This is a genomic window from Kitasatospora sp. NPDC008115 (genome assembly GCF_042957205.1).
Taxonomy (GTDB): Bacteria; Actinomycetota; Actinomycetes; order Streptomycetales; family Streptomycetaceae; genus Kitasatospora.
Map to the genome: position 1 here is coordinate 94,543 of NZ_JBIBHU010000004.1, position 25,594 is coordinate 120,136.

23 protein-coding genes are annotated in these 25,594 nt (G+C 75.2%); 13 read left to right on the forward strand and 10 right to left on the reverse strand.

Features of this window, described 5'->3' with window-relative positions:
• Window positions 1–168 precede the first annotated feature (168 nt).
• Genes ACFZBX_RS06730 through ACFZBX_RS06740 form a run of 3 tightly spaced genes read left to right on the forward strand, consistent with a single transcriptional unit; the run spans window position 169 to window position 3,715 of the window.
• On the forward strand, window positions 169–1,848 hold the full coding sequence (locus tag ACFZBX_RS06730; RefSeq protein WP_391531859.1) for a flavin-containing monooxygenase: 1,680 nt from the start codon (window positions 169–171) through the stop codon (window positions 1,846–1,848).
• Window positions 1,845–2,825: an alpha/beta fold hydrolase gene (locus ACFZBX_RS06735; protein WP_391531860.1), complete on the forward strand. Its 981-nt coding sequence runs from the start codon at window positions 1,845–1,847 to the stop codon at window positions 2,823–2,825. Before ACFZBX_RS06730 ends, ACFZBX_RS06735 begins: the two co-directional genes overlap by 4 nt.
• A complete protein-coding gene (locus ACFZBX_RS06740; RefSeq protein ID WP_391531861.1) occupies window positions 2,822–3,715 on the forward strand; it encodes an SDR family oxidoreductase in 894 nt (297 codons plus the stop codon). The genes ACFZBX_RS06735 and ACFZBX_RS06740 overlap by 4 nt, the downstream gene beginning before the upstream one ends.
• A gap of 92 nt (window positions 3,716–3,807) precedes the next feature.
• Here the strand turns inward: ACFZBX_RS06740 and ACFZBX_RS06745 are convergent, their stop codons facing one another.
• The 4 genes from ACFZBX_RS06745 to ACFZBX_RS06760 form a co-directional block, all read right to left on the reverse strand.
• On the reverse strand, window positions 3,808–4,914 hold the full coding sequence (locus ACFZBX_RS06745; RefSeq protein WP_391531862.1) for a serine hydrolase domain-containing protein: 1,107 nt from the start codon (window positions 4,912–4,914) through the stop codon (window positions 3,808–3,810).
• Window positions 4,911–5,894 carry a DUF6895 family protein gene (locus tag ACFZBX_RS06750; RefSeq protein ID WP_391531863.1) on the reverse strand — a complete coding sequence of 328 codons (984 nt, stop codon included), beginning with the start codon at window positions 5,892–5,894 and terminating at the stop codon, window positions 4,911–4,913. The genes ACFZBX_RS06745 and ACFZBX_RS06750 overlap by 4 nt, the downstream gene beginning before the upstream one ends.
• The gene (locus ACFZBX_RS06755) at window positions 5,887–6,720 is read right to left on the reverse strand and encodes a hypothetical protein (RefSeq protein ID WP_391531864.1); all 834 of its coding nucleotides are present in this window, start codon (window positions 6,718–6,720) and stop codon (window positions 5,887–5,889) included. The genes ACFZBX_RS06750 and ACFZBX_RS06755 overlap by 8 nt, the downstream gene beginning before the upstream one ends.
• A 105-nt stretch (window positions 6,721–6,825) precedes the next feature.
• Window positions 6,826–7,014 carry a hypothetical protein gene (locus tag ACFZBX_RS06760; RefSeq protein ID WP_391531865.1) on the reverse strand — a complete coding sequence of 63 codons (189 nt, stop codon included), beginning with the start codon at window positions 7,012–7,014 and terminating at the stop codon, window positions 6,826–6,828.
• 189 nt (window positions 7,015–7,203) lie between these two features.
• On the opposite strand from ACFZBX_RS06760, the gene ACFZBX_RS06765 reads away from it, so the two are divergent.
• Both ACFZBX_RS06765 and ACFZBX_RS06770 read left to right on the forward strand, forming a co-directional pair.
• Window positions 7,204–7,977: an SDR family NAD(P)-dependent oxidoreductase gene (locus ACFZBX_RS06765; RefSeq protein ID WP_391531866.1), complete on the forward strand. Its 774-nt coding sequence runs from the start codon at window positions 7,204–7,206 to the stop codon at window positions 7,975–7,977.
• Window positions 7,978–8,209: 232 nt separating this feature from the next.
• On the forward strand, window positions 8,210–10,024 hold the full coding sequence (locus ACFZBX_RS06770) for an ABC transporter ATP-binding protein (protein ID WP_391531867.1): 1,815 nt from the start codon (window positions 8,210–8,212) through the stop codon (window positions 10,022–10,024).
• Between the two features lie 78 nt (window positions 10,025–10,102).
• Here the strand turns inward: ACFZBX_RS06770 and ACFZBX_RS06775 are convergent, their stop codons facing one another.
• Window positions 10,103–10,771, reverse strand: coding sequence for a lysophospholipid acyltransferase family protein (locus ACFZBX_RS06775; RefSeq protein WP_380763983.1), 669 nt, complete (start codon window positions 10,769–10,771; stop codon window positions 10,103–10,105).
• Window positions 10,772–10,986: 215 nt separating this feature from the next.
• Between ACFZBX_RS06775 and ACFZBX_RS06780 the strand changes: the two genes are divergently transcribed.
• Window positions 10,987–11,199, forward strand: coding sequence for an EF-hand domain-containing protein (locus ACFZBX_RS06780; RefSeq protein WP_380763985.1), 213 nt, complete (start codon window positions 10,987–10,989; stop codon window positions 11,197–11,199).
• 144 nt (window positions 11,200–11,343) lie between these two features.
• Here ACFZBX_RS06780 and ACFZBX_RS06785 read toward each other — a convergent pair whose 3' ends face one another.
• Complete coding sequence (locus ACFZBX_RS06785) at window positions 11,344–13,554, reverse strand: CDP-glycerol glycerophosphotransferase family protein (RefSeq protein ID WP_391531868.1); 2,211 nt, start codon at window positions 13,552–13,554, stop codon at window positions 11,344–11,346.
• 644 nt (window positions 13,555–14,198) lie between these two features.
• On the opposite strand from ACFZBX_RS06785, the gene ACFZBX_RS06790 reads away from it, so the two are divergent.
• Both ACFZBX_RS06790 and ACFZBX_RS06795 read left to right on the forward strand, forming a co-directional pair.
• Window positions 14,199–14,474: a hypothetical protein gene (locus ACFZBX_RS06790; protein WP_350542760.1), complete on the forward strand. Its 276-nt coding sequence runs from the start codon at window positions 14,199–14,201 to the stop codon at window positions 14,472–14,474.
• A 242-nt stretch (window positions 14,475–14,716) separates the two neighbouring features.
• Window positions 14,717–15,166 (forward strand): secondary thiamine-phosphate synthase enzyme YjbQ, encoded by a 450-nt coding sequence (locus ACFZBX_RS06795; protein WP_391531869.1) that lies wholly within the window; start codon window positions 14,717–14,719, stop codon window positions 15,164–15,166.
• 43 nt (window positions 15,167–15,209) lie between these two features.
• Here the strand turns inward: ACFZBX_RS06795 and ACFZBX_RS06800 are convergent, their stop codons facing one another.
• Entirely contained in the window at window positions 15,210–15,980 is a 771-nt protein-coding gene (locus ACFZBX_RS06800; protein WP_391531870.1) for a DUF1990 family protein, read from the reverse strand.
• 67 nt (window positions 15,981–16,047) lie between these two features.
• Between ACFZBX_RS06800 and ACFZBX_RS06805 the strand changes: the two genes are divergently transcribed.
• The gene (locus ACFZBX_RS06805; protein ID WP_391531871.1) at window positions 16,048–16,284 is read left to right on the forward strand and encodes a hypothetical protein; all 237 of its coding nucleotides are present in this window, start codon (window positions 16,048–16,050) and stop codon (window positions 16,282–16,284) included.
• A 42-nt stretch (window positions 16,285–16,326) separates the two neighbouring features.
• On the opposite strand, the gene ACFZBX_RS06810 is transcribed toward ACFZBX_RS06805, so the two are convergent.
• Together ACFZBX_RS06810 and ACFZBX_RS06815 are read right to left on the reverse strand one after the other, a co-directional pair.
• Window positions 16,327–19,527 carry an AAA family ATPase gene (locus ACFZBX_RS06810; RefSeq protein WP_391531872.1) on the reverse strand — a complete coding sequence of 1,067 codons (3,201 nt, stop codon included), beginning with the start codon at window positions 19,525–19,527 and terminating at the stop codon, window positions 16,327–16,329.
• Window positions 19,524–20,693 (reverse strand): exonuclease SbcCD subunit D, encoded by a 1,170-nt coding sequence (locus tag ACFZBX_RS06815; protein ID WP_391531873.1) that lies wholly within the window; start codon window positions 20,691–20,693, stop codon window positions 19,524–19,526. Before ACFZBX_RS06815 ends, ACFZBX_RS06810 begins: the two co-directional genes overlap by 4 nt.
• A gap of 391 nt (window positions 20,694–21,084) precedes the next feature.
• Here ACFZBX_RS06815 and ACFZBX_RS06820 point away from each other — a divergent pair, with 391 nt between their 5' ends.
• From ACFZBX_RS06820 to ACFZBX_RS06835, 4 genes are all read left to right on the forward strand, one after another.
• Window positions 21,085–21,921, forward strand: a complete 837-nt coding sequence (locus ACFZBX_RS06820; RefSeq protein ID WP_391531874.1) for a hypothetical protein — start codon at window positions 21,085–21,087, stop codon at window positions 21,919–21,921.
• 216 nt (window positions 21,922–22,137) lie between these two features.
• The gene (locus ACFZBX_RS06825; RefSeq protein ID WP_391531875.1) at window positions 22,138–22,830 is read left to right on the forward strand and encodes a hypothetical protein; all 693 of its coding nucleotides are present in this window, start codon (window positions 22,138–22,140) and stop codon (window positions 22,828–22,830) included.
• Window positions 22,827–23,213 (forward strand): glyoxalase, encoded by a 387-nt coding sequence (locus tag ACFZBX_RS06830; protein ID WP_391531876.1) that lies wholly within the window; start codon window positions 22,827–22,829, stop codon window positions 23,211–23,213. Before ACFZBX_RS06825 ends, ACFZBX_RS06830 begins: the two co-directional genes overlap by 4 nt.
• A 298-nt stretch (window positions 23,214–23,511) precedes the next feature.
• The gene (locus ACFZBX_RS06835; protein WP_391531877.1) at window positions 23,512–24,312 is read left to right on the forward strand and encodes an SGNH/GDSL hydrolase family protein; all 801 of its coding nucleotides are present in this window, start codon (window positions 23,512–23,514) and stop codon (window positions 24,310–24,312) included.
• A gap of 75 nt (window positions 24,313–24,387) precedes the next feature.
• On the opposite strand, the gene ACFZBX_RS06840 is transcribed toward ACFZBX_RS06835, so the two are convergent.
• On the reverse strand, window positions 24,388–25,362 hold the full coding sequence (locus tag ACFZBX_RS06840) for a nitroreductase/quinone reductase family protein (RefSeq protein ID WP_391531878.1): 975 nt from the start codon (window positions 25,360–25,362) through the stop codon (window positions 24,388–24,390).
• Between the last annotated feature and the right edge of the window lie 232 nt (window positions 25,363–25,594).

Genomic DNA, 25,594 nt, shown 5'->3' on the forward strand with positions numbered 1-25,594 from the left:
GACCGGCGGTCGCCCGATCGGATCGGTCGGGCTTCTTCCATCAACTGTCAACAAGGGCTAACCTGCCAATCGCGCCAGTGATTGCTGGCGCGGTTGGCGTGGCCCGCGGTGCCGCTCCGAACAGCGGCGACGCGCGCCCCACGGCCCCCACCCCCAGGAGGACGCCGCATGGCATCCAGCAGCAAGCGCCCCCGCCCCGGCGCGTCCAGCGCGTCCAGCGCGGACGCCGACGCCGCCGCCGCCCTCGACGTCACCGCCGACGCGACCGCCCCCGACCAGGCCGCGTCCGCCGACGAGAGGCGCAGCGGCGAGCCGCCCTCCGACGCGCAGCCCGTTCCGCACGTCCGGGTCGCCGTGATCGGCTCCGGCTTCGGCGGCCTCGGCGCGGGCGTGCGGCTGCGCCGCGCCGGCATCACCGACTTCGTCATCCTGGAGCGCGCCGACTCGGTCGGCGGCACCTGGCGCGACAACAGCTACCCGGGCTGCGCCTGCGACGTCCCCTCGCACCTCTACTCCTTCTCCTTCGCCCCCAACCCGGACTGGCCGCGCAGCTTCTCCGGCCAGCCGGACATCCGCGCCTACCTGGAGAAGGTCGCCGACGTCTTCGGCCTCCGCCCGCACCTGCGCTTCAACACCGAGGTCGTCGAGGCCCGTTGGGATGCCGAGCGGACCCGCTGGCGGATCACCACCACGGCCGGCCGGTGGACCGCCGACGCCGTCGTGGCCGCCGCCGGACCGCTCGCCGACCCGCAGATCCCCGACCTTCCCGGCCTGGACTCCTTCCCGGGCAAGGTGTTTCACTCCTCCCGCTGGGACCACGACTTCGACCTCGCGGGCAAGCGCGTCGCGATGGTCGGCACCGGCGCCTCCGCCGCCCAGATCATCCCGGCGATCCAGCCGAGGGTGGGCAGGCTGACGGTCTTCCAGCGCACCCCGGCCTGGGTCCTGCCGCGCCGCGACCGGACCATCACCGAGTTGGAGAAGTGGTTGCACGGCCGGTTCCCGCTCACCTCCAAGGTTCGCCGCGCGGCCCTGTTCGCGCTGCGCGAGGTTCAGGTGGACGCCTTCGTCCGGCGGCCCGCACTGCTCAGGACGGTCCAGCGGATCGCCGAACGCCACATCGCGGACGGCATCGCCGACCCGGCCCTGCGCGCCCGGCTCACCCCCGACTACCGGATCGGCTGCAAGCGCATCCTGCTCAGCAACACCTACTACCCGGCGCTCGCCGCCGCCAACACCGAGGTGGTGTCCGGCGGCCTGCGCGAGGTACGCGGCTCGACCCTGGTCGCCGCCGACGGCAGCGAGCACGAGGCGGACGCGATCGTCTTCGGCACCGGCTTCCACGTCACCGACATGCCGCTGGGCTCCAAGGTGTTCGGGGCCAACGGCACCAGCCTCGCCGAGGAGTGGAAGGAGGGCATGGAGGCGCTGCGCGGCTCGACCGTGCACGGCTTCCCGAACTTCTTCTTCGTCATCGGCCCCAACACCGGCCTCGGCAACAGCTCGATGATCCTGATGATCGAGTCCCAACTGAACTACCTGATCGACGCGTTGACCACGCTCGACGAGATCGGCGCGACCGCCATGCAGCCCACCGCCCGGGCGCAGCGCCGCTGGAACCTCGAACTCCAGCACCGCATGGACCGCACCGTCTGGACCACCGGCGGCTGCCGCAGCTGGTACCAGGACAAGAGCGGCAAGAACACCGTGCTCTGGCCGGGATCGACCACCGCGTTCCGCCGTGCCACCCGCAAGGTCGACCTCGCCGAGTACGAACTGATCCTCCGTCAGGACGACCGACCGAGGCTTCCCGCGAGCTCCGCCGAGGCCGGGGAGGTCCTGGTATGAGCCGCCCGCCGATCCCCACCGACTTCCTCCCGCCCGTTCCCGTCGAGGAGTTGGACGTCCGCTCGGCCGACGGGACCAGGCTGCATGTCGAGGTGCACGGACAGCCCGGCGCGCCGACCGTGGTGCTCGCGCACGGCTGGACCTGCTCGACGCTGTTCTGGGCGCCGGTGATCCACCGGCTCGCCGAGCGCTACCGGGTGGTGGCCTACGACCAGCGCGGCCACGGTCGCAGCGAGGTCCCGCCGAGCCGCGTGCGCTACTCCACCCGGGCGCTGGGCGAGGACCTGGCGGCGGTGCTCACCCGGGTCGTCCCGCCGGGGGAGCGAGCGGTGGTGGCCGGTCACAGCATGGGCGGCATGACCATCATGGCGGGCGCCGCCCGGCCCGAGGTCGTCGAGCGCACGGCGGCGGTCGTCCTGGTCTCCACCGGGCCGTCGGACCTGGTCACGGAGTTGCGCGTGGTCCCGGGGGCGGTGCGGTCGAAGGGCGTTCGGCGCTTCCTGCACCGGCGGATCCTGCGCTCGCGGCTGCCGCTGGGGCCGGTCGGCCCGGTCACCCGGGCGGCGCTCGGCTACGCGATCATGGGGGCAGGCGTGCCCGCAGGACGCGTCGAGGCGGCGGCCCGGATCGTGCACGCCTGCCCGACCGGCGTCCGGGCCAACTGGGCCCGGGTGCTGGAACGGCTGGACGTCCGCGCGGGGCTGGCCCGGCTCGCGGCGCCGACCTCCGTCGTCGTCGGCTCCGAGGACCGGCTCACCCCGCCGGTGCACGCGCACCGGATGGTCGCGGCGCTGGCCGACCCGCAGGGGCTGCTCCTGCTGCCCGGCGTCGGCCACATGGCGCCGTTGGAGCGGCCGGCCGAGATCGCCGCCGAGATCGACCGGATGGCGAGCGCCCACCCGCCGGGGATGCCGGATGCCCGGGTCGCCGACCCCGCGACCGCCACCACCGACCCCGAGAGGACCGCCGTCGCATGACCGCCACCCCGCCGCTCTCCGCCCAGGTCGCCGTCGTCACCGGAGCCGCACGCGGCGTCGGTGCCTCCCTGGCCCGTGGCCTCGCCCGCCGTGGCGCCAAGGTCGCGCTGGTCGGCCTGGAGCCGGAGGAGCTCAAGGCCGCCGCCGCCCGGTGCGGCCCGGACGCCACCGCCTGGGAGGCCGACGTCACCGACGTCGAGGCGCTCACCGCGCTCGCCGGGCGGATCAAGGAGCACTACGGCCGGATCGACACCGTGGTCGCCAACGCGGGCATCGCGATCGGCGGCCCGCTGCTGCAGAACGACCACTGGGCGTTCGCCCGGGTGATCGAGGTCAACCTGCTCGGCAGTGTGGCCACCGCCCGGGCCTTCCTCCCGTCGCTCGCCGAGAGCCGCGGCTACCTGCTGCAGATCGCCTCGCTGGCCGCGCTCACGCCGGCGCCGCTGATGAGCGCGTACTGCGCGAGCAAGTCCGGGGTCGAGGCGTTCGCCCACGCGATCCGCGCCGAGGTCGCCCACGAAGGCGTCAAGGTCGGGGTGGGCTACCTGAGTTGGACCGACACCGACATGGTGCGAGGGGCCGACGAGGACGCTGTGCTCAAGCAGATGCGCTCGCGGTTGCCGTGGCCGGCGAACAAGACCTATCCGCTGGAGCCGGCGGTTGACCGTCTGGTCGCCGGCATCGCCCGGCGCTCCGCCCACGTCTACGCGCAGGCCTGGCTGCGCGGCATGCAGCCGGTCCGCTGGGCCCTGCCGTCGCTGATCGCGCTGGTCGGCTCCCGTGACGTGGCCCGCCTCGCGCCGCAGCTCGCCGCGACCGCCGCCACCCGCCTCCGCGCGGTCGGCGCCGGCGGCGCCGCCGACACGGCCGTGCGGGCCGTGCGGCGCTGACGAGCGACGGCTGACAACTGACAGTTGACAGATATCAGATGACAGATGACAGATTTCAATATCTGTCATCTGTCATCTGTCAGTGCCCCGCCTCACCCTCCGTCCGCCGCCCCGGCGAACCGCTTGAACACGTCGTACGCCGCCTGCGCGAAGTTGTCCCGCCGGGTCGGGCCGGCGTTGCAGAGGGCGGCGAGGGCGGTGGCGGTCTGCGGGCAGAAGGCGATGAGCGAGGTGCAGCCGCGGGTGCCGCCGGAGTGGAAGAGGAGGTCGCGGCCGTCCGGGGTGCGTCGGTGGTTCCAGACCAGGCACAGCTGGTCGTCCGAGTGCGGCAGCCTCAGCCGCGGCCGCTGCACCTCCCGCAGGGCGTCTCCCAGGGATCCCGGGCCCGCCGCCCCGTCCCCCTCCGGCCCCTCCTCCGGCCGCAGGTGCGCCCGCAGGAACCGGAGCAGGTCGGCGCCACTGGACCGGACGGCGCCCGCGCCGGGGAGGCCGGGGATGAGCCACGGCGGCAGCGGACGCCCGTGCCGGTGGCCGATCGCCCGGTGCGGCGGGTCGGGCGAGCAGGTGGTGGCGCGCATCCCGAGCGGGCGGCACACGCGCTCGGCGAGCAGCTCCGGGTAGCCGGCCCCACGCCCCGCCTCGGTGAGCAGCCGCCCGAGCAGCCCGACCCCGAAGTTGGAGTACCCGAACCGCTCGCCGGGCCGGTGCCGCACGGTGGTCCGGGCCAGGCCCGCCCGCAGCCGCCCCTCGTCGTACGCGGCGTACGGATTGCTGCCCCAGGACGCGACGGCGCTGGCCAGCAGCCCGGGCGGCAGCCTCGGCAGCCCGGAGGTGTGGGTGGCCAGGTGGAGCAGCCGGATCGGCCCGCCGCGCCGGACGTCGGCGGGCCGCCAGCCCTCCGGGAGGTGCCGCTCCACCGGGTCGTCCAGGGCGAGTTCGCCCCGTGCGGCCAGGTCGGCGAGCAGCAGGGCGGTGAACGTCTTGGTGACGGAGCCGAGTTCGAAGACGGTGTCGGGCGTGCAGGGCTCGCCGGCGGCGTGGTCCAGCCGCCCGGCGCACCGAACCGCCTGACGCCCGCCCCGGGTCACGGCGAGCGTCACGGCGCTGGAACCCGGCCCGGCCGAGCGGACCAGGTCCGCCAACTCCCGCTCGCCCCAGAGGCTGTCGTCCACTCGTGCAGGGGCGTCGAGGGCGGTCACCTGGCGCTCTCCGGCGGCGCGCCGAGCGTCACCGCCGGCGCGCCCGCGGACGCTCCCGCCGTGCCGCCGAGGGCGCGGGCCAGGGTGGTGGTGGCGGCGACCACGGCGACCACGGCGGTGTGCCCGTGGTCGGCGAGCAGTTGGGCGGGATCGCCCTCGGTCGCCGTGTTGGCGTCCTTGGGCAGGAGCCCGTCGGGCAGTTGGGCGGACGCCAGCGCGGCCCAGCCCGTCGTGCCCTGCTCCAGTTCGCCGATGCAGGCGGCGACGATGAGCAGTTCGCCCACCAGGTCCCAGTGGCCGACCTCCTGCCACACGTCGAGCCAGGCCGGCAGCCAGTCGCGCAGGTAGTCGCGGATGTGCGGGGGCAGGCACTCGGGGCGGGCGCCCCAGTCGGTGAGGTGGAAGACGGAGTGGGTGACGTAGTAGGCGGTCAGCCAGTCGATGATCCACGGCTCGGGCGTGGCGCCCAGCCAGGTGGCGGCGGCCAGTTCGTTCCAGTCCTCCAACTGGTCCAGACCGATCACGCGCCGGGCGTTGGCCGAGGCCAGGCGGCGGCTGGGGAGTTGTTCGGCGGCCCGGACGGAGTGCAGCCGGTTCAGCGTCGCCAGCTGTTCCTCCAGGGCCCGGTGGCGGAAGCCGGCCCGCGCGAAGTGGACGTAGACCTCCAGCGGGTCGGTCATCAGCGGGTAGCGCAGCTGCCGGTCGTACAGCAGGTCCCCCTCGCGCAGTTCGGCCCAGGCGAGGTCGATGATCTGGCGGGCGGTCCGGGTGTCGTCGGCGCCGGCGACTCCCTCGCGCAGCAAAAGGCCGGTGGCCAGGGCGACTTCGCCGAGCGGCTTGTAGATCTCGTTGGGGTTGGCGAGGTCGGTGGTGACGTCCTCCTGGAAGCCGCCGAGGCCGTTGGCGTAGAAGGAGTGCAGCCAGTGCAGCGATCGCGATCCGACCTGCTGGGCGATGCCGATGATCTGACTGTCAGTCATGCCGCTGCTCCGTCGTCGTGTTGGCCGTGGCGCCGAAGCCCGACAGCGCTTCGGCGATGGCGAGTTCGAGCCACATGCGGGTGCTGCCGTCGCCGACCGCGCGGATCCGGTCCAGGACGGGGCCGAGGTCCAGGTGCGCCGGCCCGCCGTCCGCCTCGTTCCAGGCCAGCCAGCGGGCGAGCCGGGCGGCGGTGCGGTAGTCGCGGCGGAGCATCGAGCGCACGACGCCGCGGGCCAGCGTCAGCGAGTGGCGGCGGGCCAGTTCGTGCACGGGGCCGTCGAGCCCGGGGAGGGCGAGGGCGGAGAGCCGGGCCATGTCCACGGTCCACCGCGGCCAGTCGCCCGGCGCCGGTTCCGAGGGGCGGACCGGGTCGGGGCCCGCTGCCGGGAGGGGGCGGCCCGCCAGGGCGACGAGCTGCGCGGTGGCCCGGTCCCGCCAGGCGTTGGCGAGCGCGGCGCCCTTCGTGGCCGGGTCCGCCGCGGCGGTGCCGGGCGCGGGGGAGGCCTCGCCCATCGGGAAGGTCTCAAGGGCTTCGGCCGCGGCGTCGGCGGTCGGCCCGTCCGGGGGCAGTCCGGCGAGCAGTTGGGCGGCGAACAGGTCGGGTCCCAGGACCCGTACCGCGGCCGACTCTGCTCTGGGGAGCGGGCTTTCGGCGGGAAGGGGGCCCTCGGGCACCGCGTGGGCGGGTCCGGCGGCGCCCGGGGCGGACCGGCGGGTGGGCGCGGCCGGGTCCCCGGCGCCCCGGAGGGCGTCGAGGACCCGGCCCGCCACTCGCTCGACGGCCGCCGCGTACTCGTCGCGGAGTGTGGTGTCGGCGAACGGCATGGAGTGGGATTCTCCTGTCTGGAGCGTGCTCGGGGGCCTCGGGGCCGGTCGGCGACCCGGCCGAGGTCTCGGCCGGGTCGCCGGATCCGTGGTCTGCCGGGTCCTCTACTTGGGCTGCTTCTGCGGCGACAGCAGGAGGAGGCCGAGCAGCAGGAGCAGGCCTGCGGCTTCGGGCTGGTACGTGGGCGCGTCGCTGACGGCCGCCTCGTCCTCCGTGATCAACGTACCGAGTGCGTCGACCTCGGCCTGGGTGGCGAGCGGGGCCCGCGTCGTACGGGTGGTCTGAGCAAGCATCTGAGTGCCTCCTCATCGAAGTTCCACCGCCTGGTCCGGCGATGCCCCCTCGATCGACGATACGAGCACGAACCGACCGGCGCCACCCCTGCACGCTCCGTCACCGTCGTCACGCTGAGGCATCGCGCAGGGGCGCAGCGGCAGCTCGCCGGACTGTCGCGGATACCCGCGAGTAGATACGGTCGCTGCATGACCACTGCCTTGATCACCGGCGCGACCGCCGGCATCGGAGCCGCCTTCGCCCGCCGGCTCGCACGGAGCGGCTACCGGCTCGTCCTGGTGGCCCGGGACACCGAGCGGCTGGAACGTTCCGCCGAGGACCTGCGCGGGAGGTTCGGTGTGGAGGTGGAGGTGCTCGGCGCCGACCTCGCCACCGACGAGGGGATCGCGGCGGTCGAGGCCCGCCTGGCCGACGGCGACCGCCCGGTGGACCTGCTGGTGAACAACGCCGGCTTCGGCAACCGGGGCGCGTTCTCCACCGTGCCGCTCCAGGACGAGTTGGACATGCTGAAGGTGCACATCGAGGCGGTGCTGCGGCTGACGACGGCCGCGCTGCCGGGGATGCGCGAGCGCGGCCGCGGCGCGGTCGTCAACGTGGCCTCGGTGGCGGCGTTCCTGCCGCGCGGCACGTACGGGGCGAGCAAGGCCTGGGTGGTGAGCTTCACCCAGGGTGTGATGCGCGACCTCGGCGGCACGGGGGTGCGGCTGATGGCGCTCTGCCCGGGCTTCACCCGTACCGAGTTCCACCAGCGGGCCGGCATGGGCACCGACAACATCCCCGCCTGGGGCTGGCTGTCCGCGGAGCGCGTGGTGGACGAGGCGATGCGCGACCTGGCCCGGGGGCGTTCGGTGTCGGTGCCGAGCAAGCGCTACAAGCTGGCGGTGGCCGTCGCCCGGGTGCTGCCGTCCGGCAGGCTCGGCGGCGTCTCCTCCAGGGCGGCCCGCACCTACCGCACCAACTGATCCGAAGGAGGAGGCGCGGCCGGGTGGCTGGGTTGCCGGGCAGGCGGGCGGGCGGCTGGCCGGGCAGGCGGACGGTCGGCCGACCGAGCATCGCGGAGGGCATCTCACTATTAGCTTTGCTAACTATGAGCCTCTCTCGTTATGCTGGCCGCCACCCGACCGCCCACCCGCCGCCGGCGCGCGCCCCCCGGGCGCCGCGCCCGCCCGGCCGTCCGAGGGAGGCTGCCCGCCCGTGCGCCCCGAAGGCATCCAGTGGACCCCGCCCGCCCGCGCCGAGGACGACCCGCGCCCGCCGACCCAGTGGCGCCGCATCCTCGCACTCTTCCGCCCCTACTCCGGCCGCCTCGCCGTCGTCGGCCTGCTGGTCGCCGCCTCCGCCGTGGTCTCGGTGACCACGCCGTTCCTGCTGCGCGCGGTCCTGGACACCGCCATCCCGCAGGGCCGCACCGGCCTGCTGACCGCCCTGGTGCTGGGCATGGTCGGCGCCGCCGTGGTGAACAGCGTCTTCGGCGTGCTGCAGACGCTGATATCCACCACCGTCGGCCAGCGGGTCATGCACGACCTGCGCACCGCCGTCTACGGCCACCTCCAGCGGATGTCGCTGGCGTTCTTCACCCGCACCCGCACCGGCGAGGTGCAGTCCCGGATCGCCAACGACATCGGCGGCATGCAGTCCACGGTGACCTCCACCGCCACCTCCCTGGTCTCCAACTTCACCGCCGTGACCGCCTCGGTGGTCGCCATGGTGGCCCTGGACTGGCGGCTGACCGTGATCTCGCTGCTGCTCCTGCCGCTGTTCGTCTGGATCAGCCGGCGGGTCGGCAACGAGCGCAAGAAGATCACCGGTGAGCGGCAGAAGCAGCTCGCCGCGATGAGCTCGGCGGTGCAGGAGTCGCTCTCGGTCAGCGGCATCCTGCTCGGCCGCACCATGGGCCGCTCCGACTCGCTCTCCCGCGAGTTCACCGGCCAGTCCGACCGGCTGGCCGAGCTGGAGGTGCGCGCCTCGATGGCCGGGCGCTGGCGGATGAACACCATCCAGGTCGTGATGGCCGCGATGCCCGCGGTGATCTACTGGGCGGCCGGCATGGCCGCGGCCAGCGGCGCCCCGATCGTCTCGGTGGGCACCCTGGTCGCCTTCGTCTCGCTCCAGCAGGGCCTGTTCCGCCCGACCGTCAGCCTGCTCTCCACCGGCGTCCAGGTGCAGGCCTCGCTCGCGCTCTTCCAGCGGATCTTCGAGTACCTCGACCTGACCGTGGAGATCGACGAGCCCGAGCGCCCCGTCACCCTGGACGCCGTGCGCGGAGAGGTCCGTTTCGAGGGCGTCGACTTCCGCTACGACCCGGGGCAGGAGCGGCCCACCCTCGCCGGGGTGGACCTGCGGATCCCGGCCGGCGGCTCGCTCGCGGTGGTCGGCGAGACCGGCTCCGGCAAGACCACGCTCAGCTACCTGGTGCCCCGGCTCTACGACGTCACCGGCGGCCGGGTCACCCTCGACGGGGTCGACGTGCGCGAGCTGTCCTTCGACACGCTCGCCCGCGCGGTGGGCGTGGTCTCCCAGGAGACCTACCTCTTCCACGCCTCGGTCGCCGACAACCTGCGCTTCGCCAAGCCGGACGCCACCGACGCGGAACTCGTCGCCGCCGCCCGCGCCGCGCGGATCCACGACACCGTCGCCGCCCTGCCGGACGGCTACGACACCCTGGTCGGCGAGCGCGGCTACCGCTTCTCGGGAGGGGAGAAGCAGCGCCTCGCGCTCGCCCGCACCATCCTGCGCAACCCGCCGGTGCTGATCCTCGACGAGGCCACCAGCGCGCTGGACAACAGCACCGAACGCGCCGTCCAGGAGGCCATCGACACCCTTGCGGCGGGCCGCACGACGATCACCGTCGCACACCGGCTCTCCACCGTGCGCGCGGCCGACCAGATCGCCGTGCTGGAGCGCGGCGAGGTCGCCGAACTCGGCACCCACGAGGAGCTGCTGGCGGCGGACGGCCGCTACGCCGCGCTGCTGCGCCGGGAGGCACCGGCCGTGGCCGCCGCCCGCTGAACCCGGCCGCGCGGCCCGACGCCGCCGCGCGGCCCGCCCCCGCCCCGCCCACGCCCCGCGCCCGGCTCAGGCTCGGGCTCAGGCGGCCTTGGGGACCTCGTTGTAGGTCTGCGCGACCTCCTGGCCGGAGAGCCGCTGGATCGCCGCCATCACCTCGTCGGTGACCTGGCGGCGGGCCTTGAGCGACCGGGCCTGCCCGTGCAGCTCGTCGAAGTGCAGCGGTTCGCCGAAACGGACCGTCACCTTCTTCAGACGCGGCACCCGCTTGCCGACCGGCAGGATCTCCTCAGGCCCCTCCAGCGCCACCGGCACCACCGGGACGCCGGCGGTGAGGGCGAGCCACGCCACGCCGGTCTTGCCGCGGTAGAGCCGCCCGTCCAGGGATCGGGTCCCCTCCGGGTAGATGCCGAAGGCCTTGCCGTCCTCCAGGATCTCCAGCGCCCGCTCCAGCGAGGCCTGCGCGGAGCGGTAGGTGCCGCGCTCGACCGGCACCGCGCCGATGCCCTGGAAGAAGCCGCGGGACAGCGCGCCCTTGAGCCCGGTACCGGTGAAGTACTCGGCCTTGGCCAGGAAGTGCACCCGGCGCGGGGCGGTGAGCGGGATCACCACGCTGTCGATGAACGAGAGGTGATTGCTGGCCAGGATGACGCCGCCCTTGCGGGGCACGTTCTCGATGCCCTCGATGGTGGGCCGCCAGATCCCCCGGGCGAGCGGTTTCAGCACCAGCCTGGTGACGAGATCGAGCATGGTCCCTCCCTGGACGAGCACGCCCGAGAGGTGCCCGGGCCTGGGGTTACGACGAGCGGCGTTCGGTTGCCCGGCCGGGCCGGGATCAGAACCGCAGACTACGACACCCACCCCGGCGGCCGTCCACTCCCGCCGACCGTGGCGCTCACCACGGCCCGGTAGGGTACGGCCGTCGGAATTACACATCAGCATCTGGTCATCCCAGGGAGGGCCCCATGGCAGACGTCGACACCATCCGCGCGGCGTTCGACAAGTACGACGTGAACGGCGACGGCCGGATCACCGCCACCGAGTACGCGCTGGTCGCGCGTGAGCTCGGCGACCTGACCACCTCGATCGCCGTGGCCGAGGCCGTCATCAAGACGATGGACACCAACCACGACGGCGAGCTGACCTTCGACGAGTTCCTCGCCGCGCGCCAGGGCTGACCCGGCCGAGGACGGGGTCCCGGGCGCGGTCCCGGGGCCCCGTCGCCGCGTTCACCGGCCTTGCGCCGGTGTCCGGCCGGTGTCTCAGCCGGCGCCTCGGCGGGCGTTTCGGCCGGTGTCTTGGCCGGTGTCTCGGCGGGCGTCTCAGCCGGTGGTCGGGAAGACCCGGCGGACCACCCGCTCCGCCGCCCCGCCGTCGTCCCACGGGTTGAACCGCTTGCGGAACTCCGCCCGCGCCGCCGGCTCCGGGTCCCCGGCCAGCAGCGCCGCCGCCAGCCCCCGCGGATCCGTCGTCAGCGCGCCCGGCGGCTGCTCGAACAGGTCGAAGTAGACGCCGCGGTCCCGCTTGTACTCCTCCCAGTCCGGCGCGAAGATCACGATCGGCCGGTCCAGCACGGCGTAGTCGAACATCATCGACGAGTAGTCCGTGACCAGCACGTCCGCCGCCAGGTAGAGGTCCTCCACGGCCGGGTGCGCCGACACGTCCAGGATCCTCGCCGCGTCCTCCTGCTCCGTCAGGTCGCCCGGGCCGCCGGTGTGGAAGTAGTGGGTGCGCACCAGCAGCGTGAACTCCGGCCCCAGCTCCCGGGCCAGCTCCCGCACGTCCAGCAGCGGTACGTAACCGCCGCGCGCCTCCCGGTGGGTGGGCGCGTACAGCACGGCGGTGTGCCCGGGCCCCAGGCCGAACCGCTCGCGCATCGCCGCCGACTCGGCCGGCGTCGCGCGGGCCAGCCGGTCGTTGCGCGGGTAGCCGGTGTCCAGCATCTCGTAGCGGCCGGGGAAGGCGCGGGCGAAGTGCTCGCTGGTGTGCGGGTTGGAGGAGACCAGGAAGTCCCAGCGGTCCACGGCCTCCTGGAGCCGGTCGAAGTCCATCCCGTCGGCGGCCACCGGATGGTCCCTGAGGTCCATGCCCATCGCCTTGAGCGGCGTGCCGTGCTGTGTCTGGACGTGCACCGTACCGGGCCGCTTCACCATCGTGCGCGGGAAGTTGACGTTGTTCACGAAGTACTTCGCGGTGGCCATCGTCTTCAGGTAGGCCGGGGTGTTGACGATGACGTAGGGCACGCCCTCCGGCAGCGTCGCCGCCTGCGCGCGGTTCTCCACCACCCAGACGCCGTGGACCGCGGGCGCCAGCTCCTTCGCCTTCTCGTAGATCGCGGCCGGGCTGCACGCGTAACCCCGGTGCCAGTACGCCGCGTAGACCGCCAGGTTCGGGTTGAGCGGCATCCGGCGGAAGGCGTTGTACGCGGTGAAGCGGGCGCTGCTGCGCACCCCCTTCTTCAGGGCCGGAGCCACCGCCCGGGCCCCGCGCTTGAGTTCGCGCGGCAGCCGCCCCGTACGGCGCAGCTCCGCGTACGCGCGCCGGGCGCCGCGCGCCGCGAGCCGGTACTGCACCCCGCGCACGCCCCCGGGGAAGCGGTAGCCCGCCGGACGGTGCCGGGCGAAGTGCCCGGCGATCCGGCGGAAGAACTCCGGCCGCAGCCCGACCGGGACCAGCCCCGGGGTGTCGTAGACGGTGAGCGCCTGCTGCACGGTCCGCTCGAAGACCAGGGTGCGCAGCTCCTCCGGCACGGGCCGGCCGGGGCGGTCGGGCCGGTCCAGGAAGGCGAAGATCGCGTCGTACTGGGCGAAGGCGTCGGCGTGCTTGGCGGAGGCGGTGCTGGTGATCGCCCCGGCCCGGCCGCGCCGGTAGAAGTAGCAGGGGCGGTCGAGGTGGCGCAGCCGCTCGGCGGCGAGCAGCGCGGGGTAGGTGACGGAGATGTCCTCGTAGTAGCCGCGGCCGAAGGAGACGCCGAGGCCGAGCAGGAACTCCCGGCGGAACACCTTGTTCCAGACCGACATCACGGTCTTGAACAGCGCCGGGTGCTCGGCCAGCGTGCACCCGGCGACGAGCGGGGAGCCGGTCAGCACGTGCCGCCAGGGGTTGGGCTCGGTGCCGCCGTCGGGGTAGACGTGGGTGAAGTCGGTCAGCAGCACGTCGGCGGGGGCCTCGCCGCGCTCCGCGCGCTCCGTCTCCGCGGTGAGCTCGTCGAGGAGGGCGGCCACCGTGCCCTCGGGCACCCAGTCGTCGCTGTCGACGAACCAGACGTACTCGCCGCGCACCTCGGGGAGGGCGGCGGTGCGGGCGCCGCCGAGACCCTGGTTCTCGGCGAGGTGGAGGACGCGCAGCCGCGGGTCGCGGGCGGCGTACTCGTCCAGGATCGCGCCGCAGCGGTCGGGGGAGCGGTCGTCGACCGCGATCACCTCGAAGCGGGACTCGGCGGAGGGCGTGTCCGCCAGGAGGGAGTCGAGGCAGCGCGGCAGGAAGCGCTCCACCCCGTGGACCGGGAGCACGATGCTGAGGAGGACTGGCACGCTGGCCGAGTCTACCGAGGCGGCGCAAGGGCGGAACCCGCAGGTCCGGGGCGCCGGAGCCGCCGGTGCCGGACCCCGTGCGGGGCGGCACCGGCAGCCTGGTGGCGGCCCGGCCGACCCTCACGGCCGGCCGCCGCTCCGAGCACCGCCCGAACCTGGCCGCCGCAGCGTCGAGGCGGCCTGGCAGTAGGCGCGGGGGGAGCCGGAATATTCATCAGTCGAACACGACGGTGGGTGCGACTCGCGCCCGCGTGATCGGTACCGATACTGCTTGGAGACGGCTCCCACGTCAATCCCTCGTTTGCGTTCACTTCTTAAAGGGATAGTCGTACCGATCCGGCGGTGAAAACTGGGCTCCCGGCAGGGGTTCGGCGGACACGGGGGGTGAGGTTGCGGTGACTGTGTGCGCCCGGCGTGCACCCGCGCGGCGGGCGCCGGGTGTGTGACCCGGCGAACCCGCTGACGAATGCCCGGTCGTGCACCATCATTGATGCCTAGTCGTGACCGCTCGGGCAGCCCCTGGTGCGGTGTCAGTTGACGCCGCACGGTACGGTGGCAGAACACCGGGACGGTTGCGCGAAGACCGTCTGTCGCGGATAGTCTTCGCCTCACGGCCCTGGCGCCTCGTAGGGGTGGGAAATCAGATGGAACACATGCAAGTGCGGACTCGGCCCCGCGTGCCGGCGATCCAGTGCGGTGTCGGCACGACCGGCCGCCGGATCGACCGACACCTGGCTGTGCTCGGCGCGCCCGCACTCCCGGCGGTGGACACCGCCGAGGCGCTCGGGTTGATAAGGGAGCTGACGCCGCGCGGTGTCGGCGCCCCGACCGCGCCGCCGCGCCGCCACGCGCGGGTCAGGCTGCTGGCGCCGCTGCGCCGGCTGCGGCGCGGGCTCTTCGGCGGGCGCGGCCGCGGCTGAGAGGCCGGCCGGCCTCGGGGCGCGCCACCGCCCTCCGCACCCACCTGCACCGACCCGGCGGATCCTCGCGACCGCCGGGTCTTCGGCGTGCCCGGAACCGGGCGCCCCGGGCCCGCGCCGTCCCGGCCCGCCGCACCGCCCGGATTGGTCTGAACCTCTCATGGTAAACCGACATGCCCCGCCGGCACGGAGAGTCGGCGAGGCTGGTCGGGCCACCCCCGGACGTGGGCGAGGATGGCGCCATGGCGGACCACACCCACACCACCCCCCACTCCACGTCCTTCCGGACCGAGACCATCGAGATCACCACCGGCAGCCGCGAGGTCGCGCTCGACATCACCGACCGCTGCGCCCGGTTCCTCGACCTGCACGCCGTCGGCCGGGACGGCCTGCTCAACGTCTTCGTTCCGCACGCGACCGCCGGGATCGCCGTCCTGGAGACCGGCTCCGGCAGCGACGCTGACCTGCTCGCCGCCCTGCGCGAGCTGCTGCCGGCCGACGACCGCTGGCAGCACCGGCACGGCACCCCAGGCCACGGCCGTGACCACGTCGTCCCCGGACTGGTCGCCCCGCACGCCACCCTGCCGGTGATCGACGGGCGGCTCGCGCTCGGCATCTGGCAGTCGGTGGTCCTCGTCGACACCAACGGCGACAACCCGCGGCGCACCGTCCGGCTCTCCTTCCTGGGCTGACCGGCGCACACCCCCCCGGAGGTCGGGCGGCGCGGGGCCGGGCCTAGTCCGGTGCCGGCCCGCCCCCGGGGGCCTCGGCGGCGGCTTCGAGGGCCGCTTTCCCGACGGCGGCCGTGTCGACGGCGGCCGTTCCGGGGACAGCCGTGTCGACGGCGGCCGCTTCGAGGACGGCCGTTTCGGCGACGGCTGTCTCAACGACGGCCGCTTTGGCGACGGCCGTTCCGACGGCGCCCGTTGCGGGGCGGCCTCTCCCGGGGCCGACCGCCTCGACGACGGCGCCGAGGTACCGCTCGATCGCCAGGTACTGGCAGAGCACGGAGACCGGACGGCCGAGCCGCGCGTACCAGGAGGCGAGCCGCGCGAAGGCGCTCACCTCGAACCACACCTCGCCCGCCGCGTCCATGGACACCACGAACGCCTCCTCGCCCCGCTCCGGGTGCCCCGGCAGCGTCCCGTAGGCGAAGCCGATCCGGTCCGCCTCCTCCACCCTCCACACCACCCGGCACGGGATCACCAGCCGGGGCCACCGGGTGCCGGGCAGGGCGAGCCGCAGCAGCACCGTCGCCCCCGGTTCGGCGGGCGCGTGCGGGTACACCGCGAAGCCGGTGCCCAGCTGGCAGCCCCAGCCGAGGACGAACGCGCCGGCGCGCGCCAGCACCTCGGGGCCGTGCCCGAGGTGGACCCGCCGTCGCAGGTGCGTGTAGCCCGCCGGCAGCCGGGTGCCCCGGATGGCGCCCACCTCGGGGTAGTCGGGGGCGGCGGCCCGGGCGGCCAGCAGCCGCCGTTCCAGGGCGGACATGGGTGAGTCGGGCATACGGCCACCGTAGCGCCCGACCTGGAGCGCCTTGCGCGGGGCCCGGCCGAGGAGTAGAGAGGGCGGCATGAGTGGAACAGGCGTGAACGACGACGGCACCACCGCGGCCGACCAGGTCTGCGTCCTCGCCCCGGGCGACGGCGAAGCCGTGGCGGGCCTGCTGCCCGACCCGGACCTCACCGGACCGCGCGCGGACTGCGTGCTGTGCGGCGAGCCCACCGAGCTGCCCGCCGACCACCCGGGCAGCACGCTCTGCCCCGTCTGCACCTGGCAGCAGGCACAGCGGATCGCCTGCTCCGGCTGACCGCGAACGCCGGGCGCCGGCGCCAGGTGCGATCAGGTGCCGTCAGGTGTCCTCCCGCCCCGCCAGGGTCAGGGTGGAGCCGTGCCGGCCCTTGCGGACCAGCAGCTGGGCCGGGATCCGGCTGCGCAGATCGGCGACGTGGCTGACGATGCCGACCGCGCGGTCCCGCTCGCGCAGGCCGTCGAGGACGTCCATCACCTCCTCCAGGGTGTGCTCGTCGAGGCTGCCGAAGCCCTCGTCGATGAACAGGGTGTCCAGCGGCATGCCCCCGGCCTCGTCGGTGACCACGTCGGCGAGGCCGAGCGCCAGGGCCAGTGAGGCGAAGAAGCTCTCGCCGCCGGAGAGCGTCGCGGTGTCGCGCTCGGTGCCGGTCCAGGCGTCCACCACCCGCAGGGCCAGCCCCGAGCGCTTGTTGCCCGTGCCCCGGTCGTCGCTGTGGACGAGGGTGTAGCGGCCGCCGGACATCCGGACCAGCCGGTCGCTGGCCGCCGCCGCGACCTGCTCCAGCCGCGCCGCCAGGACGTACGACTCCAGGCGCATCCGGAGCCGGTTGTCGGCCGAGGTGCCGGCCGCCAGCGCGGCCAGCCGGCTGATCCGCGCGAACCGGTCCAGCTCCGGGGCGAGTGAGCGGGCCAGCTCGGCCAGCTGCCGCCCGATCGCGGTCAGCGCCTCGCACCGCACCCGGGCCGCGTCCCGCGCAGCGTGCGCGGCCCGCAGCCGGTCGGTGGCGGCGCCGAGAGCGGCGCGGGTGCCCGGCAGGTCTGCGGGCGGCAGGGCGGCGGCCGCGGCCGACTCCGGTTCGGCGAGCCGCCGCTCGGCCGCCGCCAGCTCCGCCCGGTGCCGGTCCAGCCGCCGCTCCAGCCGCTCGCGCTCCGGCCGGGGCAGCAGGACGGCGGCGGCGTCCTGCGCGCTCGCGAACCCGGCCGCCACCGCGGCGCCGGCCAGTTCCTCGTCGGCCAGCTTGAGCTGGTGCGCCGTCTCGGCGGTGGCCCGGGCCGCGCCCGCCAGCGCTGCCACGGCCGAGGCGAGCCGCTCCAGGGCGGCCGCGCGCGCCGCGACCGACGGGGCGTCACCCCGGGCCGCCGCCACCCGGGCGCCCAGCTTCTCCTGCTCGGCGTGCAGGCTCCGCACCTGGGTGGCCAGCCGGGCGCCCTCCTCGCGGGCCTCGGCCAGCGCCGTCCGCCGCACGGCCTGCTCGGCGGTGAGCCGCTCGATCGCCCGGCCCACCGGGCCGAGCCCCTCCGCGGCCCGCAGCGCCTCCCGGTGCTCGCGCTCCAGGCCGGCGAGCGTCGCCGCGAGGGCCTCGGCGGGCTCCTCACCGGCCGCACCGGCCGCCGCCGCCCGGCGCACCTGGAGGCCGGACAGGTCCCGCTCCGCCGTGTCGGCGGCCTGCTCGGCCGAGGTCTGGGCCCGCCGGGCGCGCTCCTCGTCCTCGGCCCGGACCGGCTCGCCGGCCTGGCGGGCCGGGTCCGGGTGCTCCGCCGAGCCGCAGACCCGGCACGGCTCCCCGGGGGTCAGCTGCGCGGCCAGCTCGGCGGCCATCCCGGCCAGCCGGCGCTCGCGGAGGTCCAGGCCGTACTGCCGGGCGTCCAGCGCCTCCGCGCGCAGCGCCAGGACGCGCGGCCGGGCGTGGTCGATCTCCAGGTCCAGCCCGTCCCGCTCACGGGCGGCGGCCAGCCGCGCGGCCAGCTCCGCGCGCCGGGCGTCCAGCCGCTCGACGCGTCCGGCGGCGTCCCGCGCGGCGGACTCCTGCGCCTGGAACCCGGCGAGCCGGGTCTCGAAGTCGGCCAGCCAGTCGCCCGCCTCCTCGGCGAGGTCCTCGGCCCGCCGCAGGTCGGCGGCCAGCGCCGCCCGCGCGCCGTCCAACTCGGCGCACTGCCGCTCGTCCTCCCGGGCCGCCTCCAGCCGGACGACCTCCGCGCGCAGCCGCTGCTCGGCCTCGGCCAGCTCCCCGGCCTCGGCCCGCGCCAGCGCCCGGCCCCCGCCCGCCGGGACCCCGCCCGCCGGGACCCCGCCGCCCGCGCGGCCGGTCCCGGTCCTGTCGTGCCCGCTGCCGCTTCCGGTGTCGTCGTGTCCAGCGACGTCGTGCCCGGTGCCGCCGTCCGCCGTCCAGGCCCGTCCCGCCGGGCCGTCGGCGACCTCGGCCAGCACCGCGCGGTGCCGGCGCTCCTCCTCCCGGGCCCGCTGGTACGCCTGTGCCGCGCGTTCGCGCAGGTGCAGCACCGACTCGACACCGACCGCCGCCTGCGCCGCCGCCAGCCGTCGCCGGTCCGCCGCCCGGGCGGGCTCGTCCTCGGCCAGCCGGGCCGCCTCGCGCACCGCCTGCCGGTGCCGGTCCTGCCGGTCGGCCAGCTGCTCGGCGGCGCCCCGCGCCCGCTGCGCCGCCAGATGGGCCTCCTCGGCGCCGGCCAGCGCGGCCCCGGCGACGGTCAGCTGCTCGGCCGCGCCGCCGCGCAGCACCGCCGCCCAGCCGAGCACGCCCGTGGTGAGATCGGTGTCCGGGCCGGACGCGTCCTCGCCGGGCACCGCGCCCGCGGCCGGCTCGGCGCCCGGACCGGCCGCCTGCTCGGCCTTGCTCGCGAGGTCCCGCAGCCGGCGGCGTCCCGCCTGGACGGCGGCCTCGTGGGTTCGGCGCTGCTCGGCCAGCCAGGCCTCGACGGACTGGAACCGCTCGGTGTCGAACAGCCGGCGCAGCAGCTTGCCGCGCTCCTCCGAGTCCGCCCGCAGGAACCGCGCGAAGTCGCCCTGCGGCAGCAGCACCACCTGGCAGAACTGGTCCCGGCTCATGCCGATCAGCCGGTGGATCTCCTCGCCGGCCTCCTGGTGCGACTTGCTGACCGCCCGCCAGCCCGGGGCACCGTCGCCGGTCCCCGCGCCGTCGGCCGACCACTCGCGCAGCAGCGTCTGGGCCCGCTCGACGGTCATGCCCCGGCCGACCTTCTTCGGCCGCGGCTGCTCCGGGATGCGGGTGATCTCCAGCCGCCGCCCGCCCAGGGTCAGCTCCAGCCGGACGGCGGTCAGCCGGTCCGGCGCGGCGTGGTCGCTGCGCAGCCGGTTGGTCCGGCGGGTGCCGGGCACCTCGCCGTAGAGGGCGTAGCAGACCGCGTCCAGCACGCTGCTCTTGCCCGCGCCGGTGGCGCCGCGCAGCAGGAAGAGACCGCCGGCGGCGAGCGCGTCGAAGTCGACCGTCTCGGAGCCCGCGAACGGGCCGAAGGCGGTCACGGTCAGCCGGTGGAGTCTCATCGGGGCAGCTCCGCCTTCCGGTCGGTGGCCTGCCGGACGTGCTCGAAGCCCTCGCGCAGCCAGTCCAGCTCCTCCGCGTCCGGCTCGGCGCCGGGGCGGACGTGCCGCAGGAAGCCCTCGGCGATCTCCAGGTCGGTCCGTCCGCCGACCCGGGCGGCGTAGGAGGCGCGGGCGTCGGTGGTCGTCTCCTCCGGCTCGAAGAGCAGTTGGAGGGTGTGCGGGAAGCGGCGGCGCAGCCGCTCCATCGGCTCGCTCGGGCGGCTCGGGTCGGTGAGGGTGGCCTGCACCCAGGACTGCTCGTCGGCGGTGTACCGCTCGTCGGTGAGCAGTTCGTCGAGCCGGCCGCGCAGCCGGGCCAGCGGCCTGGGCACCGGGCAGTACACCCGCTCGGCGGCGACCGTGCCGTCCGCCGCGAGGTCGACCAGCCACATGCTCTTGCGGTGCTCGTGCTCGGAGAAGGAGTAGGCGAGCGGGGAGCCGCTGTAGCGCAGGTGCGGGGCGAGCGTCTGGCAGCCGTGCAGGTGGCCGAGGGCGGCGTAGTGCACGCCGTCGAAGACGCCGGCGGGGACGGCCGCGACCCCGCCCACCGCGATGTCGCGCTCGCTGTCGCTGGGCTCGCCGCCGGTGACGAAGGCGTGCGCCAGCACCACCGCGCGGGTGCCGGCCGGGCGGGCCGCGAGGTCGGTCCTGACCTGGTCCATCGCCGCGCCGAGCACCGCCGCGTGGCCGCCGCGCGCCAGGCCGAACCGCTCCCGGACCAGCGTCGGCTCCAGGTACGGCAGCCCGTAGACGGCGACCGGCCCGTGCGCGTCGGCCAGCACCACCGGCTCGGCGCACTCGCCCGGGTCGGTCCGCAGGTGGACGCCGGCCCGGCCGATCAGCCCCGCGCCGACGCCCAGGCGGCGGGCGGAGTCGTGGTTGCCGCTGATGAACACCGTCGGCACGCCGAGGCCGGCCAGCCGGTGCAGCACGTCGTCGAACAGCGCGACCGCCTCCAGCCCGGGCAGCGCGCGGTCGTACACGTCGCCGGCGACCAGCACGGCGTCCACGCCCCGGTCCCGGACCACCGCCACCAGGTGGTCCAGGAAGGCGCGCTGGGCGTCGTGCAGGCTCTCCCGGTGGAACGTTCGCCCGAGGTGCCAGTCGGAGGTATGCAGCAGTCGCATGGTCCCCGACCATAACGGGCGGCACCGACAACGAGGTCCGGAACGGGGATTCCCTTCCGCCCCGCCTGGCCTGCGGACCCTTCGCGGCGGTCGCTGCGCGTCGATTGTCAGTGACCGTGTGTATGTTCGCGGTCGTCGGGAGCCGAGGGGCTCGTGGGGCCGGTGTGACAGGTGCCGGCCGTAGGCGGAAGGGGTCGTGGGCATGCGGGACGGTATGCGTGGAGGGACGCGTGGCGGGAGTGCGGGGCGGCGGCGGCCGGGGCCCGGTGGGCCGGGGGCGCGGGGCTCCGGTGGGCGGCCGCCGGGAGGCGGGCCGGCCGGGCCGGGCGCGCCGGGCCGGCGGCGGGGTCGGCCGCGCGGGGCGCCGCCGCCGCAGCCGGTGGCGCTCGCGGTGGCGGTCCGCGCCGCCGACTTCGCCGACCTCGCGGGGTACGGGCTGTTCGGCGGGCTGTCGTTCCGGGCCTATCTGCGGCGGGTGGCGGTCCAGCTCCGGGCGCTGGGCGGGCATGGCTTCGAGGTCCACCTGCGGGCGCTGGACCCGGCGGACTACGAGGAGTACTGCGCGGCGCTCGGCTTCGACCCCGGGGACGCGGCGGCGCGGGTGGCGTACGCGGCCGATCCCGAGCTGGGCGGGGAGCCGTTCGTCTACGCCGGGCAGCGACTGGCCGTGCTGCTGCCCGGGCTGGCCGACGACCACCGGGCCAGGGTGCGGATCTCCATCGCGACGGCGGCGCTGCTGGAGGCGGCCGGCGAGGGGCCGCCGGGGGAGCGGCGGCTGGTGGCGGCGCTGCGGCACGCGATCGAGGTGTGGTCGGCGGTCGCCGCGGGGGCGGGCGACGGCTTCCACCTGCTGACCCTGCGCTGCCACGGCCCCGAGCACGGCGAGGAGCTGACCTCGGCGGCCGACCTCCAGATGGAGCGGGGCCGGTGCGCCACGGGCGGGCGCGACGGCGAGGCGTTCTGCATGACGCTGGCGGCGGGGCTGGCCTCCGGCGGCGCCGGGGCGATGGTGCTGCACGGCGATCCGGCGGCGCCCGGCGGGCAGGCGGTGCGGGGCTGGGCGCTGCACCGCGGGCGGCTGCGGCCGATGACCGGCCGCGAGGTGCTCGACGAGCTGGCCGACGACGTGGGCCGCGGCCTGCCGTTCCCGCCGGCCGCCGTCCCGCTGCCGGGCTTCGCGCTCCCCGCGCCGCCCGCGCCGGAGGACGGGGGTGGGCCCCTGGACTGACCGGGGCCGACCAGGCTCTTCGGTCCGCGGTGTCCACCAAGCGGCGCTGGGGACTGTTCATCGACCGCCTGTTCGGGGAAGATTTCGGGGAAGATCAACAGTGGGAACGGCCGGTGCCCCACGCCGCCGCTCCCGCCCGATCGGCCCCGAACCGCGCACCGCGAACGTCCCCGCGCACCGTCGGTCCGGCGAGCCCGACACCGAAAGGGGGGACGCATGAGCCGGATCGAGTACAGCGCGGAGATCGCCGAGCTGCTCGGCCGGGTGCGCCGGCGTCCCACCGCGGGGTGGCCGTGGCGGCCGGGTGAGCGGGTGCCTCCCGGGCTCGTGGTCAAGCAGTCCTGGGGGTGGCTGTTCGCCCCCGACGGCCGGGTGCTGACGCTGGTCAACCCCAGGGACGGCATCGTCTCGCTGCCCGGCGGCTCGCTGGAGCCGGAGGACGCCGGCGATCCCGGCTGCGCGCTGGCCCGGGAGGCGGGCGAGGAGGCGCAGGCCATGATCGGCACGGCGTACTACCTCGGCTACCTCTACGACCGGGTGGGGTCGGCCAACGGCGGGAACGAGTGCGCCCGGGTCCGGATGGCCGCCGCGCTGCGGGCGGTCGGTCCGAGCGCGCCCGACCCGGCGTCGGGCCGGCACTACCGGCGGCTGCTGGTGGCGCCGGGCCTCGCCGTCGAGCTGCTCGGCTGGGGCACGCCCGGACTGCGCCAGGCCCGGGCGGCGGTGGCGACCGCCGTACACCGGCTCGGCGTGCCCGCGGCGGCCAACGAGGCGATCGAGGAACTGCCGGCCGACGGCTGCGAGGTGTTCCCTGACGCCCCGTCCGCCGTCGAGGCCGCCCCGGCCGACCGGCCCGCGCGCCCGGCGGACCGGTCCGGTCACGCGGCGGACCCCTCCGGTGGCCGGTGAGCGCGGCCGGCCCGGGCCGCCCCCGGGGCCTGTTCCACCACGTCGAGCTGTGGACGGACGACCTGGCGGTCGCCGCGGCGCAGTGGGGCCCGGTGCTGCTCGCGCTCGGGTGCGAGCCGTTCCAGCACTGGCCGAGCGGCCGCAGCTGGCGCCTCGGTGACGCCTACCTGGTGATCGAGCAGTCGCCGGCGCTGCTGCCGGGCGGTCACCAGCGCCTGCGGGCCGGCCTCAACCACCTCGCCGTGCACGGCGGACGGGCGGCGGTGGACGCCGCCCTCGCCGCCGGCTGGGCCGTCCGGGTGGACACCGGGGAAGCGGTCCACCTGATCGACCGCCAGGGCTTCGAGCTGGAGATCGTCGTCCACGACGGCGAGCCCGGCTGACCCGTCCCGGCCCCGGCCCCGGCCTTGCCCTGCCCTGCCCGGCTTTGCCCTGCCCGGTCTTGCCCTGCCCCCCGCCTTGCCCCACCCCGCCGGGGTGGCGACCCGTCCGGGTGACGGCCCGTCCGAGTGACGCGCCGTCCGGTCACCACCGGCGCTCGCGCCGTCGCCCGTAGTGAGAAAGGGCGCGTTCATCGCGCCGTTGTCAGACTTTTCGTCAATTGACTTGGCATGACAACTTCACACGTTAGCTACTGCCTGGTATCAAATTCCGTGACGCACGTCACGACCAGGAGGTCCCATGCCCCGCCCTGCCCGAGTCATGTCCGTCGCCGTCACCGCGGCCCTCCTTTCCCTCACCACGCTCGCCACCGCCGGTTCGGCCCACGCCGCCGGCGTCAACTACGTCGCACTGGGCGACTCGTACTCCTCCGGCGTCGGCGCCGGCAGCTACACCGCCGAGAGCGGGAGCTGTAAGCGCAGCACCAACGCCTACGCCTACCTGTGGAAGAACGCGCACGCGCCGACGTCCTTCAAGTTCGTCGCCTGTTCCGGCGCGAGGACCGGAGACGTGCTCAACAGCCAGATCTCCGCGCTGAGTTCCACCACCACGCTGGTCAGCATCAGCATCGGCGGCAACGACGCGGGCTTCGCGAGCACGATGCAGACGTGCGTCCTGGACTCCGAGAGCGCCTGCCTCAACGCCGTCGCCACCGCGAAGAACTACGCCAACAGCACGCTGCCCGGCCAGCTCGACAGGGTCTACTCGGCGATCCGCGCCAAGTCGCCGAATGCCCGCGTCGTGGTCCTCGGCTACCCGCACATGTACAAGGTCGGCGGCAGCTGCATCCTCGGCATCGGCGACACCAAGCGCGCCGCCATCAACAGCGCCGCCGACGTGCTCGACGAGGTCCTCGCCAAGCGCGCCGCCAACGCGGGCTTCGCCTTCGGCGACGTCCGCTCGATCTTCCGCGAGCACGAGATCTGCGGCTCCAGCACGACCTGGCTGAACAGCACCACCCTGCCCGTCGACGAGAGCTACCACCCCAAGGCCGCCGGCCACTCGGGCGGCTACCTCCCGGTCTTCTCCGCCCAGGTCTGAGCGGACCCGCCCAGGCCCCGACAGGCCCGGGCCCGCCGGCCCCTCACAGGGGGAGGGACCGGCGGGCCCGTCCGCTCAGCGGCGCGGTTCCGGTGCCGGCGCGGGTGGCGCCGGCGGGAACGGGATCCCGGCGAGCGCGGGCAGCAGTTCCCGTTCCTCATGGGCGAGATGGTCCTCCAGCGCGGCCGCCGTCCGCTCCAGCTCGGCGCGGAACGCCCCGGGCTCGGCGGCGCCGATCCCGGCCACCAGCTCGACCAGCCCGTCCTTCAGCCCGGACAGCACCAGGTGCTCCGCGGCCAGCCGTTCCAGCACGCCCCGCAGTTGCGGGTGGCTGCGGGCGAGTGCGGGGAAGACGCCCCGGTCCTCGCCGGTGTGGTGCACGGTCAGCCCCTGGCAGAACGCCAGGCAGTGCTGGCGGATCTGCAGCCCGAGCGCGGGAACGCGATCGCCGCCGCCGGCGAAGTGCGCCTCGGTCTCGGCCCGGAGGTGCCGCAGCTGGGCGCGCAGCCAGTCGTGCACCTCCAGGAGCTTGTCCGCCAGGCTGGTGACCTCGCGCGGCGAGTCGTCCCCGGTGTGCTCCAGCACCACCACCGGCAGCACCCGTTCGGTGTGCCGCTGGTAGTCCCCGTATCCGGGCGCGGCCCGGACGACCGCCTCGAAGAGCCGGTCGCGCCGCGCCCCTTCGGCGGGGACGGCGATCGCGTCGAACGCCTCCTCGCCGAGCTCCACCCCCACCACCGGGCGGGCGAGCAGGTTGCGGTACCACTGCGGGTCCTCGGCCGCCCCGGCCGCCGAGGCGACGACCAGCAGCAGCCCCTCGGCCCGCACGAAGCCGAGCGGCACCGTGTGCTCCCGGCCGGTCCGGGCGCCGAAGGTGGTCAACAGCAGCAGGTCCCCGCCCTCGAAGGGCCCGCCGACCTTCCCGCCGTTGGCGCGGAACTCCTTGATGACGGCCTGGTTGAACGAATCTGCAGAACCAGCAGAACCAGCAGAACCGGCAGAACCAGTCGAATCGGTTGAATCGGTTGAGTTGAACGATGAAGAAGACATGGGCATGCGTCTGTGCGGATCTCCGAACACGGAAGAGCGGCCACCGCCTCGGCCGTGGCCGCGCGGAATGGGTCAGTAGAGGAGAGCGGAGCAGATACTCATCACGCGTCGTCCCTCGAACTCGGGTGCCGGCCCGGTCACCGGCCGGCCCAAGTCTTTTTGGCCGGCGCCACGCTGCACGCGCCCCATCAGAACACCCGGCCCGTCCCCTGTCAACGAGGGGCCGCACGAG

Coding starts and splice junctions, on each gene's coding strand:
- ACFZBX_RS06825 (WP_391531875.1), top strand. CDS start 22,138: ATGAGCCGGATCGAGTACAGCGCGGAGATCGCCGAGCTGCTCGGCCGG.
- ACFZBX_RS06755 (WP_391531864.1), bottom strand. CDS start 6,720: ATGCCGTTCGCCGACACCACACTCCGCGACGAGTACGCGGCGGCCGTC.
- ACFZBX_RS06795 (WP_391531869.1), top strand. CDS start 14,717: ATGGCGGACCACACCCACACCACCCCCCACTCCACGTCCTTCCGGACC.
- ACFZBX_RS06815 (WP_391531873.1), bottom strand. CDS start 20,693: ATGCGACTGCTGCATACCTCCGACTGGCACCTCGGGCGAACGTTCCAC.
- ACFZBX_RS06765 (WP_391531866.1), top strand. CDS start 7,204: ATGACCACTGCCTTGATCACCGGCGCGACCGCCGGCATCGGAGCCGCC.
- ACFZBX_RS06775 (WP_380763983.1), bottom strand. CDS start 10,771: ATGCTCGATCTCGTCACCAGGCTGGTGCTGAAACCGCTCGCCCGGGGG.
- ACFZBX_RS06730 (WP_391531859.1), top strand. CDS start 169: ATGGCATCCAGCAGCAAGCGCCCCCGCCCCGGCGCGTCCAGCGCGTCC.
- ACFZBX_RS06780 (WP_380763985.1), top strand. CDS start 10,987: ATGGCAGACGTCGACACCATCCGCGCGGCGTTCGACAAGTACGACGTG.
- ACFZBX_RS06800 (WP_391531870.1), bottom strand. CDS start 15,980: ATGCCCGACTCACCCATGTCCGCCCTGGAACGGCGGCTGCTGGCCGCC.
- ACFZBX_RS06840 (WP_391531878.1), bottom strand. CDS start 25,362: ATGTCTTCTTCATCGTTCAACTCAACCGATTCAACCGATTCGACTGGT.
- ACFZBX_RS06760 (WP_391531865.1), bottom strand. CDS start 7,014: ATGCTTGCTCAGACCACCCGTACGACGCGGGCCCCGCTCGCCACCCAG.
- ACFZBX_RS06740 (WP_391531861.1), top strand. CDS start 2,822: ATGACCGCCACCCCGCCGCTCTCCGCCCAGGTCGCCGTCGTCACCGGA.
- ACFZBX_RS06810 (WP_391531872.1), bottom strand. CDS start 19,527: ATGAGACTCCACCGGCTGACCGTGACCGCCTTCGGCCCGTTCGCGGGC.
- ACFZBX_RS06835 (WP_391531877.1), top strand. CDS start 23,512: ATGCCCCGCCCTGCCCGAGTCATGTCCGTCGCCGTCACCGCGGCCCTC.
- ACFZBX_RS06735 (WP_391531860.1), top strand. CDS start 1,845: ATGAGCCGCCCGCCGATCCCCACCGACTTCCTCCCGCCCGTTCCCGTC.
- ACFZBX_RS06805 (WP_391531871.1), top strand. CDS start 16,048: ATGAGTGGAACAGGCGTGAACGACGACGGCACCACCGCGGCCGACCAG.
- ACFZBX_RS06750 (WP_391531863.1), bottom strand. CDS start 5,894: ATGACTGACAGTCAGATCATCGGCATCGCCCAGCAGGTCGGATCGCGA.
- ACFZBX_RS06790 (WP_350542760.1), top strand. CDS start 14,199: ATGGAACACATGCAAGTGCGGACTCGGCCCCGCGTGCCGGCGATCCAG.